Source organism: Cellulomonas sp. EB106-03-03-XG116, assembly GCF_058792015.1.
This window is the reverse complement of sequence record NZ_JBYTEP010000046.1, coordinates 17823-33669: the sequence shown is the minus strand read 5'-3', so window position 1 is coordinate 33669 and position 15847 is coordinate 17823. Positions and strand designations below refer to the sequence as shown.

13 protein-coding genes are annotated in these 15847 nt (G+C 74.8%); 5 read left to right on the top strand and 8 right to left on the bottom strand.

Annotated elements, in window-relative coordinates:
- The coding region (locus AC3WUG_RS15380) for a glycosyltransferase family 2 protein (RefSeq protein ID WP_492328469.1) at nucleotides 1–1471 on the bottom strand (1471 nt) is incomplete at its 3' end.
- A 686-nt stretch (nucleotides 1472–2157) separates the two neighbouring features.
- Between AC3WUG_RS15380 and clpB the strand changes: the two genes are divergently transcribed.
- Both clpB and AC3WUG_RS15370 read left to right on the top strand, forming a co-directional pair.
- Complete coding sequence (gene clpB / locus AC3WUG_RS15375) at nucleotides 2158–4758, top strand: ATP-dependent chaperone ClpB (protein WP_492328468.1); 2601 nt, start codon at nucleotides 2158–2160, stop codon at nucleotides 4756–4758.
- Between the two features lie 200 nt (nucleotides 4759–4958).
- Nucleotides 4959–5636 carry a DedA family protein gene (locus AC3WUG_RS15370; RefSeq protein WP_492328467.1) on the top strand — a complete coding sequence of 226 codons (678 nt, stop codon included), beginning with the start codon at nucleotides 4959–4961 and terminating at the stop codon, nucleotides 5634–5636.
- A gap of 19 nt (nucleotides 5637–5655) precedes the next feature.
- On the opposite strand, the gene AC3WUG_RS15365 is transcribed toward AC3WUG_RS15370, so the two are convergent.
- Both AC3WUG_RS15365 and AC3WUG_RS15360 read right to left on the bottom strand, forming a co-directional pair.
- Entirely contained in the window at nucleotides 5656–6747 is a 1092-nt protein-coding gene (locus AC3WUG_RS15365) for an FAD-dependent oxidoreductase (protein WP_492328466.1), read from the bottom strand.
- A gap of 323 nt (nucleotides 6748–7070) precedes the next feature.
- A complete protein-coding gene (locus tag AC3WUG_RS15360) occupies nucleotides 7071–9341 on the bottom strand; it encodes an aryl-beta-d-glycosidase (protein WP_492328465.1) in 2271 nt (756 codons plus the stop codon).
- A gap of 139 nt (nucleotides 9342–9480) precedes the next feature.
- Here AC3WUG_RS15360 and AC3WUG_RS15355 point away from each other — a divergent pair, with 139 nt between their 5' ends.
- On the top strand, nucleotides 9481–10155 hold the full coding sequence (locus tag AC3WUG_RS15355; RefSeq protein ID WP_492328464.1) for a TetR/AcrR family transcriptional regulator: 675 nt from the start codon (nucleotides 9481–9483) through the stop codon (nucleotides 10153–10155).
- A 15-nt stretch (nucleotides 10156–10170) separates the two neighbouring features.
- On the opposite strand, the gene AC3WUG_RS15350 is transcribed toward AC3WUG_RS15355, so the two are convergent.
- The 3 genes from AC3WUG_RS15350 to AC3WUG_RS15340 form a co-directional block, all read right to left on the bottom strand.
- Nucleotides 10171–10839 (bottom strand): DUF4190 domain-containing protein, encoded by a 669-nt coding sequence (locus AC3WUG_RS15350; RefSeq protein ID WP_492328463.1) that lies wholly within the window; start codon nucleotides 10837–10839, stop codon nucleotides 10171–10173.
- 1 nt (nucleotide 10840) lies between these two features.
- Entirely contained in the window at nucleotides 10841–11761 is a 921-nt protein-coding gene (locus AC3WUG_RS15345) for a DUF4190 domain-containing protein (RefSeq protein WP_492328462.1), read from the bottom strand.
- An 83-nt stretch (nucleotides 11762–11844) separates the two neighbouring features.
- Nucleotides 11845–12642: an exodeoxyribonuclease III gene (locus AC3WUG_RS15340; RefSeq protein ID WP_492328461.1), complete on the bottom strand. Its 798-nt coding sequence runs from the start codon at nucleotides 12640–12642 to the stop codon at nucleotides 11845–11847.
- Nucleotides 12643–12733: 91 nt separating this feature from the next.
- On the opposite strand from AC3WUG_RS15340, the gene AC3WUG_RS15335 reads away from it, so the two are divergent.
- A complete protein-coding gene (locus tag AC3WUG_RS15335; RefSeq protein WP_492328460.1) occupies nucleotides 12734–13510 on the top strand; it encodes an SDR family NAD(P)-dependent oxidoreductase in 777 nt (258 codons plus the stop codon).
- 31 nt (nucleotides 13511–13541) lie between these two features.
- On the top strand, nucleotides 13542–14120 hold the full coding sequence (pyrE, locus tag AC3WUG_RS15330) for an orotate phosphoribosyltransferase (RefSeq protein ID WP_147794623.1): 579 nt from the start codon (nucleotides 13542–13544) through the stop codon (nucleotides 14118–14120).
- Between the two features lie 129 nt (nucleotides 14121–14249).
- On the opposite strand, the gene AC3WUG_RS15325 is transcribed toward pyrE, so the two are convergent.
- Both AC3WUG_RS15325 and AC3WUG_RS15320 read right to left on the bottom strand, forming a co-directional pair.
- The gene (locus AC3WUG_RS15325; protein WP_147796975.1) at nucleotides 14250–15038 is read right to left on the bottom strand and encodes an HAD-IIA family hydrolase; all 789 of its coding nucleotides are present in this window, start codon (nucleotides 15036–15038) and stop codon (nucleotides 14250–14252) included.
- A 32-nt stretch (nucleotides 15039–15070) separates the two neighbouring features.
- Entirely contained in the window at nucleotides 15071–15829 is a 759-nt protein-coding gene (locus tag AC3WUG_RS15320) for a VTT domain-containing protein (RefSeq protein ID WP_492328459.1), read from the bottom strand.
- Between the last annotated feature and the right edge of the window lie 18 nt (nucleotides 15830–15847).

Genomic DNA, 15847 nt, shown 5'->3' with positions numbered 1-15847 from the left:
CGGCCGGGGCGGACGCCGCGGCGCCGGCCTCCAGCGGGGCGCGCCCCGCGACCGCGTGCACGGGCTCGCCGTACGCGCCGCCCGGGTCGGTGGCGTGGTCGCGCTGCGTCGGGAAGCCGCCGCGGTCGACGACGTCCACCGGCGCGGTGTCGGCGATCAGGCCGAGCTCGGCCTCGAGCGTGCCGGGCTCCGGGTTCTCCTCCGCGCCGCCCTGGCCCGGGTCGCCGCCGGCGTAGGCCCCGGCGCGGGTGCCCCAGCCGGAGGCGTGCGCCATGCGCAGGAAGCCGAGCAGGCGGACCGGCATGAGGAAGAACGTCGAGACGATGATGAAGATCGGCAGCCGGAAGAAGTCGCTGGGGACCTCCTGCAGGTGCCGGATCTGCCGGATCGCCATCGACAGCACCGAGGACACGACCATCAGTCCGATGACCCAGAACCAGCCCGCCTGGGCGCCGTACGTCTCGAGCATCGCTTCGTAGAGGTTGACGCCCGTGCCGCTGACGGAGCGGTAGATCCAGCCGGCGATCGTCCCGACGAGCAGGAACGGCAGCAGGATGTCGGTGAGGAAGAAGATCGCCAGGATCGGCGCGTGCCCGAGCATCCAGGGCAGCATCCGCAGCGTGTTGTACTGCGAGCCGCGGGCCCAGCGGAGCTGCTGCTTGAACAGCTTCTTCACCTGCAGCGGGGCGTCGGTGTAGACGAGGCTCGTGTGCTGGTAGACGGTCCGGTAGCCCTGCTTGAGCGTCAGGTTCGTCAGGGTGCGGTCGTCGGAGACCTCGAGGAAGACGCCCATGAACCGCTGGGTCATGAAGTCGTCCATGACGTCGATGAGGATGTGCCGGCGGAACGCGATCGTGCGGCCCGGGAGGCAGCCGACCTGGCCGAGCACCGACTGGGCGGGCATCGAGTAGAGCGAGCGCGAGTTCTCCAGCCAGTCCGCCCAGCGGGTGATCCAGGAGCGGGTCGGCTCGAGGATCCGCTGGCGGGTGGTGACGCCGCCGACGTTCGTGTCCTTGAACGGCTTGATCAGCTCGGGCAGCGTGCCCGGCGTCCAGACCGTGTCCGAGTCGAGCAGCACGGTGATGTCGTACTTCGACATCTCGGTGCCGATCTTGACGGCGTTGCGCTTGCCCGGGATCGGGGTGTGCACCCAGCGGACCAGCGGCGCGAACTCCTCGCAGACCGCCTCGAGGTCCGGGTTGCGCTTGCCGTTGATGACGACGATGACCTCGTCGGGCCGCTGCTCGGTCACGCGCGTCAGCACGTCGCGGAACAGGTCGAGGGGCTCGTCGACCACCGGGACGATCACGCTGGTCGTCTCGTGGTGCTCCTCGGTCCACGGGCGGTACCGGCGGGACAGGCCCACCTTGAGCAGCCACAGGGCCCAGACGAGCCCGGAGAAGATCGTGAACAGGTACAGCTCGGCTTGCTCGTCGAGCATGTGCCGGATCTGCAGGATGAAGATGAACATCGCTCACCTCGGCGTCGGTCGGGAGGGGGCCGGCGGCGACGGTGACGCGGCGGAGAACGGGGTCGGGATGCGCTGTCCCGGTCGGGAGGCGGTGCGCCTCTGTGACTGGAGTGGGGGGCAGACGAGGACGTGGTGTCACCCGTTCGGACGGGCGGCGACGAGACGATCGGGTGGAGTCTGTGCGCCGGTTGAGCTCCCGGCCTCGAGTGGGCCCAGCGTGTTGGACGCGGTGGGCGTCGCGCAACTCGCACCCGGCAATTCGGGCATGGTTTGTGAGATGGATCACAGACTACCTGTCCGGATTGCCCGCAAATGCGCAGATCACAGTCGTGCAAGTCGGACATGTCCGGAACCGGGAAGCGCTTCAACGGCGTCGCAGGTCAGCACGCGTGTCGCGCGTTGCGGGGATGTGTCGTAAGGAAGTCGACGGCGTGAAGCCGGTCACAACGCGCGGTGACGCGCGTCAGAGTCAGGCCCTGCTATGACACGACGTCACCCGATCGGTCGAGCCCGCGCGTCGGCGCCCGACGCGGGGGGCCCGCCGGGGTCGACGCGCATACTTGAGCGGAATACGCTCAACTTGCTCGGCGTTGCACCGGTCGTCCCGCGCAGACCCCGCGGGGCACCACGCACGCACACCGCGCGCGGCCGACCGGCCGCCGCGACCCGGACGCACGGAGGGGACGTTGGACGCGAAGCTCACCACCAAGTCGCACGAGGCCATCGGCGACGCCATCCAGCAGGCCTCGGCCGCCGGCAACCCGCAGCTGGAGCCCGCCCACCTGCTGAACGCGCTGCTCGCCCAGGAGGGCGGCGTCGCGAACGGCCTGCTCGACGCCGTGGGCGCCGACCGCCAGGCGCTCGGCCGCGCGGTGCGCGCGATCCTCGTGAACCTGCCCGCCGCGAGCGGCTCGTCCGTCGCGCAGCCGACCGCCTCCCGGGCCACCGCGTCCGCGATCGAGGCCGCGTCGGCGGAGGCCCGCACCCTGGGTGACGACTACGTGTCCACCGAGCACCTGCTGCTCGGCCTCGCCGCCGGGCAGACCGGCGTCGCGGACGCGCTGCGCGCCCAGGGCGCGTCCCGCGACGCGCTCGCCGCCGCCCTGCCGTCGGTCCGCGGCTCCGCCCGGGTCACCAGCCCGAACCCCGAGGGCACCTACAAGGCCCTGGAGCAGTACGGCGTCGACCTGACGCAGCGCGCCCGCGACGGGAAGCTCGACCCGGTCATCGGCCGCGACGCCGAGATCCGCCGCGTCATCCAGGTGCTGTCCCGCCGGACCAAGAACAACCCGGTGCTGATCGGCGAGCCCGGCGTCGGCAAGACCGCCGTCGTCGAGGGGCTGGCCCAGCGCATCGTCGCCGGCGACGTGCCGGAGTCGCTGCGCGGCAAGCGCCTGGTCTCGCTCGACCTGGCGGCGATGGTCGCCGGCGCGAAGTACCGCGGCGAGTTCGAGGAGCGGCTGAAGGCGGTCCTGGAGGAGATCACGTCCTCCGAGGGCGAGGTCGTCACGTTCATCGACGAGCTGCACACGGTCGTCGGCGCGGGCGCGGGCGGCGAGGGCGCCATGGACGCGGGCAACATGCTCAAGCCCATGCTGGCCCGCGGCGAGCTGCGCCTCGTCGGCGCCACCACCCTCGACGAGTACCGCGAGCGGATCGAGAAGGACCCCGCCCTGGAGCGGCGGTTCCAGCAGGTGTTCGTCGGCGAGCCGTCCGTGGAGGACACCGTCGCGATCCTGCGCGGGCTCAAGGAGCGGTACGAGGCGCACCACAAGGTGACGATCGCGGACGCCGCGCTGGTCGCGGCCGCCACGCTCTCCGACCGGTACATCACCGGCCGGCAGCTCCCGGACAAGGCGATCGACCTGGTCGACGAGGCCGCGTCCCGGCTGCGGATGGAGCTCGACTCCTCCCCGGTCGAGATCGACGAGCTGCAGCGCGCCGTCACCCGGCTGGAGATGGAGGAGGTCGTGCTGTCCGAGGCGGACGACCCGGCCTCCCGCGAGCGGCTGGAGAAGCTGCGCGCCGACCTGGCCGACCGCCGCGAGGAGCTCGCCGGGCTCACCGCGCGCTGGGAGAAGGAGAAGGCCGGGCACAACCTGGTCGGCGACCTCAAGGCCCGGCTGGACGACCTGCGCTCGACCGCGGACCGCCTGCTGCGCGAGGGCGACCTCGCCGCCGCCGCGCGGCTCCAGTACGGCGAGATCCCGGCCGTCGAGAAGGAGATCGCGGAGGCGGAGGCGAGCGAGCGCGAGGCGGACGCCGCGGCTGCCGAGGCGCAGGCGCCGATGATCGCCGACAAGGTCGGCCCGGACGAGATCGCCGAGGTCGTCGCCATGTGGACCGGCATCCCCGCCGGGCGGCTGCTCGAGGGGGAGACCGCGAAGCTGCTCCGGATGGAGGAGGTCATCGGCGAGCGGCTGATCGGGCAGTCCGCCGCGGTCGCCGCGGTGTCGGACGCCGTCCGGCGGTCCCGCGCGGGCATCGCCGACCCCGACCGGCCGACCGGGTCGTTCCTGTTCCTCGGCCCGACCGGCGTCGGCAAGACCGAGCTGGCCAAGGCGCTCGCGGACTTCCTGTTCGACGACGAGCGCGCCATGGTCCGGATCGACATGTCGGAGTACGCCGAGCGGCACTCGGTCGCGCGCCTGATCGGTGCGCCCCCGGGGTACGTCGGCTACGAGGAGGGCGGCCAGCTCACCGAGGCCGTCCGGCGCCGCCCGTACTCCGTCCTGCTGCTGGACGAGGTCGAGAAGGCGCACCCCGAGGTGTTCGACATCCTGCTCCAGGTGCTCGACGACGGCCGGCTCACCGACGGGCAGGGGCGGACGGTCGACTTCCGGAACGTCATCCTCGTGCTGACGTCCAACCTCGGCTCGCAGCACCTCGTCGATCCGCTGCTCGACCCCGAGCAGCGCCGCGCCGGCGTGATGGACGCGGTGCGCGCGGCGTTCAAGCCGGAGTTCCTCAACCGGCTGGACGACATCGTGCTGTTCGACCCGCTGTCGCTGGAGGAGATCGGCCGGATCGTCGACCTGCAGGTCGCGTCGCTCGCGGCGCGGCTCCGGGACCGGCGGCTCGTGCTCGACGTCGACCCGGCGGCGCGCGAGTGGCTGGCGATCGAGGGCTTCGACCCGGCGTACGGCGCCCGGCCGCTCCGGCGCCTGGTGCAGCGGGAGATCGGCGACAAGCTGGCCAGGCTGCTGCTCGCGGGCGAGGTCCGGGACGGCGACACCGTGCGCGTCACGCGCGCGGACGACGGCGGCCTGGAGCTGACCCGGGCCTGACCACGGGCGGTGCGGCGCCGACCGCGGTGCGTCGCGCCGAGCGCGGGAGCAGGAGCTGCCGCGCCCGGCGCGGACGACCGCGCTCGGCGCCGCGTGTCCGCGATGTCCGGTGTGCGAGGTGTGCAGGACCTGTGCGCCTCGCACGCCCGACCGCCGTCCTCGCAGGCCGCGGGCGAGGTCGCGTGCGACGATCGACCGCGATGAACGCGACCCTCGCCCTGGCCGCCGGCGTCCCCGCCGCCTCCGACGCCGCGCCCGAGCTCACGGGCCTGGCCGGCTGGGTGGTGGGGGTCATCGAGACCCTCGGCCCGGCCGGCGTGGGCCTGGTCGTCGCGCTGGAGAACCTGTTCCCGCCGATCCCGTCCGAGGTCGTGCTGCCCGTCGCCGGGTACGTCGCGAGCCAGGGGCAGATGAACCTCGCGTGGGCGATCGTCTCCGCCACGCTCGGCGCGATCGCCGGGGCCTGGCTGCTCTACGGGCTGGGCGCCTGGTTCGGCCGGGCGCGGCTGCGCCGCTGGCTGGAGAAGATCCCGCTGATGGAGGTCGAGGACCTGGACCGCGCCGAGGTGTGGTTCGAGCGGCACGGCGGCGCGGCGGTGCTGATCGGCCGGTGCGTCCCGATCGTCCGCTCGCTCGTGTCGATCCCGGCCGGGTTGGAGCGGATGCCGCAGGTCCGGTTCCTGCTCTACACCGCGATCGGCAGCGCCGTGTGGAACAGCCTGCTGATCGTCGGCGGGTACGTGCTCGGCTCCCAGTGGCAGGACATCGGGCACTACTCGGACTACATCAACTACGCCGTGTACGCGGCGATCGTGGTCGTCGTCGTGCGGTTCGTCTGGACCCGCCTGCGCCGCCGGCGGCTCGCCGCCCGCGGCTGACCGCGGGGGCCGGCCGCGGTCAGGCGAACAGCGCCCCGACCCGCGACGCGTACAGGTCCTCGCCCTTCAGGCGGCTCGTCGCCACGGCGCCCACCACCCGGCGCACGCCGTCCTCGCCGACGAGCTGCGACGCACCGCCGGAGCGGCCCAGCGGCAGCAGGATCCGCTCCGGGGCCGGGTGGTACGTCGCGGCCGGCTCCCGGCCCTCGACCAGCGCCGTGATGTTCGCCGCCACCACCTCGGCGTGCGCCCGCGCCGCCGACGCGCGCTTGGACTCCGGCACGTCCGTGATGTCCCCGACCGCGAACACCGTCGGGTGCCCGGTGAGCGCCAGCGTGTCGTCCACCCGGACCTCGCCCAGCCCGTTGCGCGCGCCGATCAGGTCGCCCGCCAGGTAGTCGCTCGCCGGCTGGTTGCCGTAGCAGCGGAACCACATCTGCGCCTCGACGCGGACGCCCGCCTCGGTCTCCACGACGAACGGCTCGTGCACCCCGACGTCCGACGGCGGCAGGTAGCCCAGGCGGGAGCCCAGCACCAGCTCCACCCGGTCGGCGAGCTGGGCGCGCACCACCTCGCGCAGCTCCGGCAGGTAGTCGTCGGTGGTGAGCACGTCGTCCGCCTGGTCGACCACGGTGATCCACAGGTGCGGGTAGGCGTCCAGCAGCTCGCCGACCAGCTCCAGGCCCACCGCGCCGGCACCGACCACGAGGACGCGCTCCGCGCGCGCGAGGCCCTCGCGCATCCGGGCGAGCCGCGCCTGCGCGACCGCCGTCTCCGACTCGATGAACTTGGCCGGGAACGGGTAGGCGGTGCCCGTCGCGAGCACCAGGTAGTCCGCGTCGAGCGTGCTGCCGTCCGCGAGCCGCACCTGCGAGGAGGTGGCCCGCTCGACCCGCTGCCGCAGCACCAGGCCCCGGTCCAGCAGCCGCTCGTAGCCGAAGAACACGCGGTCCTCCCACGCCGGGTCGACCGCCGCGCGCAGCGCCGCCGCGGCGTGCACGAACGCGTCCTTCGGGTCCACCAGGACCACGTCCGCGACGCCGTCCAGCAGCGAGGCGACCTGCGTCCCGCCGTACCCGCCGCCGACCACGACGACCCGCGGTGCTGCCATGTCCGAACCCCTCTCGCCCCGACGCGACCGCCGGACGCGGCCCGTGCCCTCGAGCCTGCCACCGCCCGGGGCGCGCGGGCTGGGACGCAGGACCCGCCCGCGCCGTGACGTGCGCGACGTCCGCCGGGCCCGTCCTGGCTCGACCCGGCCCGTCCCCGTCCCCACCGCTTTCTCGCGCAGCCCCCTGATCGTTCCGGCGGCGGCGCGAGAAAGGGGAGGGGACCAGGGCGGTCCGCGTCCCCACCTCCGCCGCAGACGCCGCAGGCCCGCCGCGCGGGTGCGCGACGGGCCTGCGGGGGTGCGGCGTGCGGCGCCGCCGGGCGTCAGGCCGCCGCCCGCGCCACCAGCGCGTCCAGGCCGTCCAGGTCGAAGCCGCCCATGCCGAAGCTCGCGACGACGCGCATCGGCATGTCGCCCATCATCGCCAGCATCGTCGGGTCGAGCGCAGCGGTGGCCTCGCCGAACGCGGCGCCGAGCAGCTCGGCGCCCCGCGGGTGGGTCAGCCACTCGTTGACCGTCGAGTCCGCCGACAGCGTCCCGTGCAGGGACTCGCCGGTGACGGTCACCTCGGCCGTGCCGCGGATGTCGCGGGACGACGCGCCGACCTCGATCACCGTGCGCCCGCCGCCGACGGCCCAGCGCCGGAGCGCGGGGTGCCAGTACGACAGGTCGCGGGCGTCGAGCGCGAAGGTCAGCGTGCGGGACTCGCCCGGCTCCAGCGTCACCTTGGCGAACGCCTTGAGCTCGCGGGTCGGGCGCAGCACGGCGGCCTCGGGGTCGCCGACGTAGACCTGGACGGTCTCCGCGCCGGCGCGGTCGCCGGTGTTGGTCACCGTCACCGACACGTCCACCGCGGACGAGGCGCCCTCGCCGGACACGGTCGCCGCGACGTCGGAGTAGCCGAACGTCGTGTACGACAGGCCGTGGCCGAACGGGTACGCGACGTCGAGCAGGCGGGTGTCGTACCAGCGGTACCCGATCAGCACGCCCTCGCCGTACCGGACGTGGCCGCCTGCGCCGGGGAAGTTGCCGAACGCCGGGGTGTCCTCGACGCGGTGCGGGATCGTCTCGGCGAGCTTGCCCGACGGGTTCCGCACGCCGAGCAGCAGGTCCGCGACGGCCGAGCCGCCGGCCTGGCCGCCGAGCCAGGTCTCCAGGACCGCGGCGGCGGCGTCCTGCCACTCGACGGCGACCGCCGAGCCGTTGGCCAGCACGACGACCACGCGGTCGTTCACCTCGGCGACCGCGCGCAGCACGGCGAGCTGGTTCGCGGGCAGGTCGAGGTGGGTGCGGTCGTAGCCCTCGGACTCGTCGGGGGCGGGCAGGCCGAGGAACAGCAGCACGGTGCCGGCGGCGCGGGCGGCCTCGACGGCCTCCGCGAGCAGCGCGGCGTCGTCGGCGTCCTGCGAGCCCTCCACGCCGGCGACGGAGAAGCCCGCCGCGAACGGCAGCTCGGACCCGGTCGCGGACCGCAGCGCGGTGAGCGCGTCGTCCAGGCGGGTCGGGTTCACCTGCGAGGATCCGGCGCCCTGGTACCGCGGGGTACGGGCGAACTCGCCGATCACGACCGCGCGCGCGGCGTCGTCCGCCGACAGCGGCAGGACCGGGGCCCCGTCGACCGGCGCGTTCTTCAGCAGCACCGAGCCGTCCGCCGCGGCCTCGCGGGCCAGCGCGTGGTGCGCCTCGACGTCGATCGAGCCGGGCTCGGCCAGCGCGGGCTGCGCGCGGGCGATCAGCGTCAGCACCCGGCGCACGGCGGTGTCGAGGACGGCCTCGTCCAGTCGCCCGTCCTTGACCGCGTCGACGACCAGCGCGTCCGTCCGCCCGCCGGTGGCCGGCATCTCCAGGTCGAGCCCGGCGGCGACGGCGGCGACCCGGTCGACCACGGCGCCCCAGTCCGAGACGACCAGGCCCTCGAAGCCCCACTCGTCGCGCAGCACCTCGGTCAGCAGCCACGGGTCCTGCGAGGCGTAGGTGCCGTTGATCTTGTTGTACGAGCACATGACCGTCCACGGCTGCGCCTGCTTCACCACGCGCTCGAAGGCCGGGAAGTAGATCTCGCGGAGGGTGCGCTCGTCGACGTCGGAGGAGACCCGCATGCGGTCGGTCTCCTGGTTGTTCGCCGCGAAGTGCTTGAGCGACGTGCCGACGCCCTCGGACTGGATGCCGGACACGAGCGCCGCGCCGAGGTCGCCGGCCAGGGCCGGGTCCTCGGAGAAGTACTCGAAGTTCCGGCCGCACAGCGGCGAGCGCTTCATGTTCACGCCGGGGCCGAGCAGCACGGCGACCTCGTTGCCCCGGGTCTCGCGGCCCAGGGCGCGGCCGACGCGGTCGAGCAGGTCGACGTCCCAGGTCGAGGCCAGCGCGGCGGCGGGCGGGAAGCAGGTGGCGGGCACGGAGTTGCCGATGCCCAGGTGGTCGGCGCTCTCGGCCTGCTTGCGGAGGCCGTGCGGGCCGTCCGTCACCATCACCTTCGGGACACCGAGGCGGTCGACGCCGTCGGTGTGCCAGAAGTCGGAGCCGGACGTCAGGGCGGCCTTCTCCTGCAGGGTGAGCTCGGCCAGGACGCGCTCGACGTCGAATGCGGCGGTCATGCGGGGGCACCTCCTCGTGCGTGGGTCTGTTGCCCTCACTGTAGCCGATGCCTACCGCGCGGTCGGGTTCGCGGACGGGCGCCGCCGACCTCCTGTGAGAACCTGTCCACCACGCGCCGCCCGGCGCGGCAGGAGCACGGTGACGGGGGCAGGGACGATGTCCGTCGAGACGCAGCAACGGGGCTACGCGAAGGGGCGCGCGAAGCGCCGGGAGATCATCGACCAGGCGACGGCCATGTTCGGCGAGGTCGGCTACCGCGGGGCCTCGCTCCGCGAGATCGCGGCGCGGTGCGGGATCTCGCACCCGGGCCTGCTGCACCACTTCCCGACCAAGGAGTCCCTGCTGCTCGCGGTGCTGGAGCACCGGGACGACGTCGACATCGAGTGGCTGGAGACCGACAGCCCGGACGGGGTCACGACGCTGCGGCACCTCGTCGAGCTCGTGGCGCTGAACGCCACCCGGCGGGGGATCGTCGAGCTGTACGCGGTGCTGTCCGCCGAGGCGACCTCGGCCGACCACCCGGCGCACGCGTACTTCCAGGACCGGTACCGGCGCGCGCTCGACACCGCGACCACGGCGTTCGCGCGGGCCGCCGAGCAGGGCGCGCTCCGCGCCGGCGTCGACCCCGACTCGGCCGGCCGCCAGCTCATCGCCCTGATGGACGGTCTGCAGGTGCAGTGGCTGATGGACGACGGCGTGACCGACATGGCCGGCGTCGTGCGGCGGCAGGTGCAGGACCAGCTCACCGTGCCGCTGGACGCGGCCCCGGACGCCGCGCCGGCCGACGCGGCGGAGCTCGACGCCGACGCCTGAGCCGCGCGCCGGTCCCTAGGCGGGCGCGGCCGTGCCGTCCAGCAGCGACCCCGTGACCGGGGCCGGCGGCACCGCCACGCACAGCCCGGCCCGGTCGCCGCGCGCCCAGGACGCCTCGGTCGGCGCCCACGCGAGCATCCGCGTCCCCTGCTCCCGCTCGGCGGCGGTGAGGTCGCACGACGCCGCGACCCGCGCCGACGCCTCGGCGGGCCCGGGCCACGCGGCGCCGGGCTCGAACGCGTAGGACGACACCGCCTGCGCCGCGTGCGGGTCCGCGCACGGCACGACGCGCACCCGGTCGACCGGGCCGTCGTCCGGGACCTCCGCCAGGCAGCTGCCCGGCACGAGCTGCACCGCGTGGGCGTCGACCGGCTCTGCGACGTCCGGCGGGAGCGGGCGCTGGGCCAGGGCCGAGCCGACGAGCACCGCGACCAGGGGGACCCAGGCCAGCGTCGTGAGCACACCGAGGACGACGCCCGCCACGGCGAGGCCGCGCCCGCGCCGGGGCTCGGGGGCCGCGCGGCGGGTGCGGCGGAGCCCGACGAGTCCCAGCACCAGCGCCACCGGCCCGGTGCCGAGCACCCCGGCGACCAGCGCCGCGACCGCCACCCCGTCGGTGCGCGGGCGGGGCGGGGCCCAGCCGGGCGCGTAGAACGGCTCGGGGTACCCGTACGGACCGGTCACGTCACACCTCCGCCGCGGCGCCGGCCGCGAACGTCCCGGCGAGCACCGAGCCCGTGCCCGTCGGCTCGGTCGACAGCACGCAGTAGGCCCACCGGTCGCCGACCGCCCACTGGTCGGGGTGCACGAAGTAGACGTCCGCCCAGGACTCCGCCGGCAGGGCGGTCGGGCCGACCAGGCGCTCCGCGACCGCGGCGCACCGGTCGAGCAGGGCGGTGTACGCGGCGTCCGGCTCGGTCACGTCGGCACGCACCGGCTCCGCCATCGTCAGCCGCTCCAGGACCTCGGTCGCGTGCCCCGACGCGCAGTCGACCACCCCGGCGTCCGACATGTCGTAGGTCTCGGGGGTGGTGGCGAGGCAGTCGCCGGGGACCAGGTCGTCGGCCAGCTCGAACCACGGGAGCGCGGTCTGCTGCCCCGGCGCGCCCGCGGCGTCGCCCGGCGCAGGCCAGGACCCCGCGGACGACGCCGGGGACGCGGTCGAGGCGACGGCCAGCGCGACGACGACGCCCAGCCCGACGACCAGCGCGGTGGTCAGCACCCCGCCGATCCAGGTGGCCGCGATCGCGAGCCCGCGGCCCTGGGCGCCGGAGCGGCGGACCCGGCGCTGCGCCGCGATCCCGAGCCCCAGCCCGACCGGCGCGGTGAGCAGGCTCGTGGCGAACGCGGCGAGGGCGAGCACGAAGGCCGCCACGGCCACGCCGTCCGTGTCCGGGGAGGGCGGGGGAGCACCCCAGGCGGCGGGCGGCACGGGCGGGGCGGCCGGCGGCGCCGTCGGCCAGGTGCCGGGCGGGGCGGCGGGCGGCGCGACCGGCGCACCGGGCCCGGCCGCACCGGGCCCGGTGTACGGCGGCAGCGGCGCGTGCCCGGGGGCGGACGGTGCCGCGCCCGCCCAGGCCGGCGGACCCGGCTCGGGGGTCGACATGCGCCGAACCTAGCGGGCGGGTCCGGCGCGGGTGCCCTCGCGCCGCCGGGTTCCCCCGGACGGGCGCGGTCGCCCGCCGGTGCTCAGGCGGCGTCGGCGATGTCCAGCACCACCGGCACGTGGTCCGACGGCGCCTTGCCCTTGCGCTCCACCCGCTCGATCGACACGCCGGTGACCCGCGGCGCGAGCGCGGGCGAGGCCCAGGTGAAGTCGATCCGCATGCCCTCGTTCCGCGGGAACCGCAGCTGCTGGTAGTCCCAGTAGGTGTAGGTGTGCTCGGCGGGCACGTGCACCCGGGACACCTCGGTGTAGCCGCCGGCGCCGAACGCCTGGAACGCGTCGCGCTCCGCCGGGGTCACGTGGGTGCGGCCGGCGAACACGCCGATGTCCCACACGTCCGTGTCGAGCGGGGCCACGTTCCAGTCCCCGACCAGGGCGACCGGCAGCGCCGGGTCCTCCTCGATCCAGCGGCGCGACTCCTCCTGCAGCGCCTCGAGCCAGCGCAGCTTGTAGTCGAAGTGCGGGTCCCCGACCTCGCGGCCGTTCGGGACGTACAGGCTCCACACCCGGACGCCGCCGCAGCTCGCGCCCAGCGCGCGGGCCTCGGTCACCGGGTCCTCGCCCCACCCGGGCTGGCCGGCGAACGCGTGCTCGACGTCGTGGATCCCGACCCGGGAGGCGATCGCGACCCCGTTCCACTGGCTGAAGCCGCTCGTGACGACCTCGTAGCCGGCGGCCTCGAAGGCCTCGCGCGGGAACTGCTCGTCCTTGCACTTGGTCTCCTGCATCGCCAGCACGTCCGTGCCGGTCCGCTCGAGGAAGGCGATCACGCGGTCGACGCGGGTGCGGACGGAGTTCACGTTCCAGGTGGCGAGGCGCATGACCGGCACGCTACCGGCCGGCCCCGACACCCGCGGAACCGTCGCCCGGCGGACCCGGGCGACGCGTGTTCCGCGACCGTAGGGTGGCGGCATGGGAACCGCACTGATCACGGGCGCCAGCTCCGGCCTGGGGCTCGAGTTCGCCTGGCAGCTCGCCACCGCCCGGCACGACGTCGTCCTCGTCGCCCGTGACGGCGACCGGCTCGAGCGCCTCGCCGCCCAGCTCCGCGCCGCGGCCGGCGTGCACGCCGAGGTGCTGCGGGCGGACCTGACCGACCGCGACGACCTGGAGCGGGTCGCCGAGCGGCTGCGCGCCGCCGAGCGCCCCGTCGGGCTGCTGGTGAACAACGCGGGCATCGGCCTCGGCCAGCGGTTCGTCGGCAGCGACCTGGCGCAGCAGGAGGCGGCGCTCGACCTCATGGTCCGCGCGGTGCTCGTGCTGTCGCACGCGGCCGCCGGCGCCATGGTCGGGCGCGGGCGGGGCGCGATCCTCAACGTCGGCTCGGTCGCGGCGCTGATGACGTCCGGCACGTACTCCGCGCACAAGGCGTGGGTGCGGACCTTCACCGAGGGCCTGGCGGCGGAGCTGGCCGGCACCGGCGTGACCGCCACCGTGGTGTCGCCGGGTCTCACGCACACCGAGTTCCACGAGCGCGCCGGGCTGCGCGCCGAGCAGGCGTACCCCGAGCTGGCCTGGCTGTCCGCCGACCGCGTCGTGGCGACGGCGCTCGCGGACGTCCGGCGCGGGGCGGTCCTGTCCACCCCGAGCCTGCGGTACCGGGTCGCGTCCGGCGCCCTGCGGGTCCTGCCGCGGTCCGCGCTCCGCGCGCTGTCCTCCCGCCGCCCGGACCGCGCCCCCGGGGACTGAGCCGCGCCGCGGCCTCGCTACGCTGGCGGCCGTGACGACCTCCTCCCTCTCCCCGACGCCCCGCGAGCAGCTCCGCGACCTCATCGTCGAGCTGGCCGTCGTGCGCGGCCGGGTCACGCTGTCCTCCGGCCGCGAGGCCGACTACTACGTCGACCTGCGGCGCGTGACCCTGCACCACCGCGCCGCCCCGCTGATCGGGCACGTGCTGCTCGACCGGCTGGAGGAGGTCGGCCTGGGCACGGCGGACGTCGAGGCCGTGGGTGGCCTGACGCTCGGCGCCGACCCGGTCGCCACCGCGCTGCTGCACGCCGCGGCCTCGCGGGGGCAGGACCTCGACGCGTTCGTGGTCCGCAAGGAGGCCAAGGCGCACGGCATGCAGCGCCGCATCGAGGGCCCGGACATCGCCGGCCGCCCGGTCGTCGTGCTCGAGGACACCTCGACCACGGGCGCCTCGCCGATCGCCGCCGTCGAAGCCGCGCGCGAGGCGGGCGCCGACGTCCGCGGCGTGGCCGTCATCGTCGACCGGGCCACGGGGGCGCGGGAGAAGATCGAGGCCCTGGGCGTGCCGTACCACTTCCTCTTCGACCTGGCGGACCTCGGCCTGGCCTGATCGCGCCGCCCGGCGCGTGCCGCCTACGCCTTCCCGCCCGCCCCACGGCCGCCGGGGGTGGCCGGGCCGGAAGGCGTAGGCGGCGTGCGCACCGGACGGCCGCGTGGCGCCGTCCGTGCGCGTCCGGGCTCAGGCCTCCGGGGCCGCCGTGGCGCCCGGGTACGACTCCGCCCACTCCGGGACCCGGTCGACCAGGTCCGCCACCGAGTCCAGCACCTGCGTCGGCCGGAACGGGTAGCGCACCAGGTCCTCGGTGCGGGTCGACCCGGTCAGCACCAGGAACGTCCGCAGCCCCGCCTCGATCCCGGCGACGACGTCGGTGTCCATCCGGTCGCCGATCATCGCGGTCGTCTCGGAGTGCGCGTCGATCCGGTTGAGCGCGGACCGGATCATCATCGGGTTCGGCTTGCCGACGAAGTACGGCTGCCGGCCGGTCGCCGCGGTGATCATCGCGGCCACCGCGCCCGTGGCGGGCAGGTCGCCCTCCTGGCTGGGGCCGGTGACGTCCGGGTTGGTGGCGATGAACCGCGCGCCGCCCTGGATCAGCCGGATCGCGCGGGTGATCGCCTCGAACGAGTAGGTCCGGGTCTCGCCCAGCACCACGAAGTCCGGGTCGGCCGAGGTCAGCGTGTACCCGGCCTCGTAGAGCGCCGTGGTGAGCCCGGCCTCGCCGATGACGTACGCCGAGCCGCCCGGCTCCTGGTCGGTGAGGAACTGCGCCGTCGCCAGCGCCGACGTCCACAGCGACTCCTCGGCCAGGTCGATGCCGGAGGCGGCGAGCCGGGCGCGCAGGTCGCGCGGCGTGAAGATCGAGTTGTTGGTCAGCACCAGGAACGGGTGGTCGCCGTCCCGCAGCGCCCGCACGAACTCCGGCGCGCCCGGCAGGGCCACGCCCTCGTGCACGAGCACGCCGTCCATGTCGGACAGCCAGGAGGTGATCGGCCGGGCGGTCACCGGTCGAACGCCTTCCGCTCGACGGCGGCCCGCTCGGCGGGCTCGTCGTACCGCTCGTCCCGGCCCTCCGCGGTGACCTGGCCGCGCGTCGCCGCCCGGCGGCCGCGCCACAGCTCGATCCCCACGGGGATCACCGAGACCAGGACGATCAGCACGGCCAGCGCCTCGATGTTGTCCCGGACGAACGAGATCGTGCCGAGCAGGTAGCCGAGGACGGTCACGCCCACGCCCCACAGCAGCGCGCCGACCACGTTGTACGAGACGAACGTCCGGTACCGCATGCCGCCGACGCCCGCGGCGACCGGGGCGTAGGTGCGCACGATCGGCACGAACCGGGCCAGGATCACCGTCCGGCCGCCGTACTTGTCGAAGTAGGCGTAGGTCTGGTCGATGTACTGCTGCTTGAAGATCTTCGAGTCCGGCCGGCGGAACAGCCGCGGCCCGACCTTGTTGCCGATGAAGTAGGCCACCTGGTCGCCGAGGAACGCCGCCGCGAACAGCAGCACGCACAGCAGCCAGAGCGGGAAGTCGAGCGCGTCCTGGGCGACGAGCGCGCCCGCGGTGAACAGCAGCGAGTCGCCGGGCAGCAGCGGGAACAGCAGCCCCGTCTCGATGAACACGACGACGACGATCCCGATCAGCGCGTACGAGCCGAACGAGGAGATGAGGTGCTCCGCGTCGAGCCAGTCCGGCAGCAGCGCCGGCTGGGCACCGAGGGCAGGGACGAGCGAGACGAGCGCGGCTGACGCAGGCATGGGCCTCAGCGTACGGGG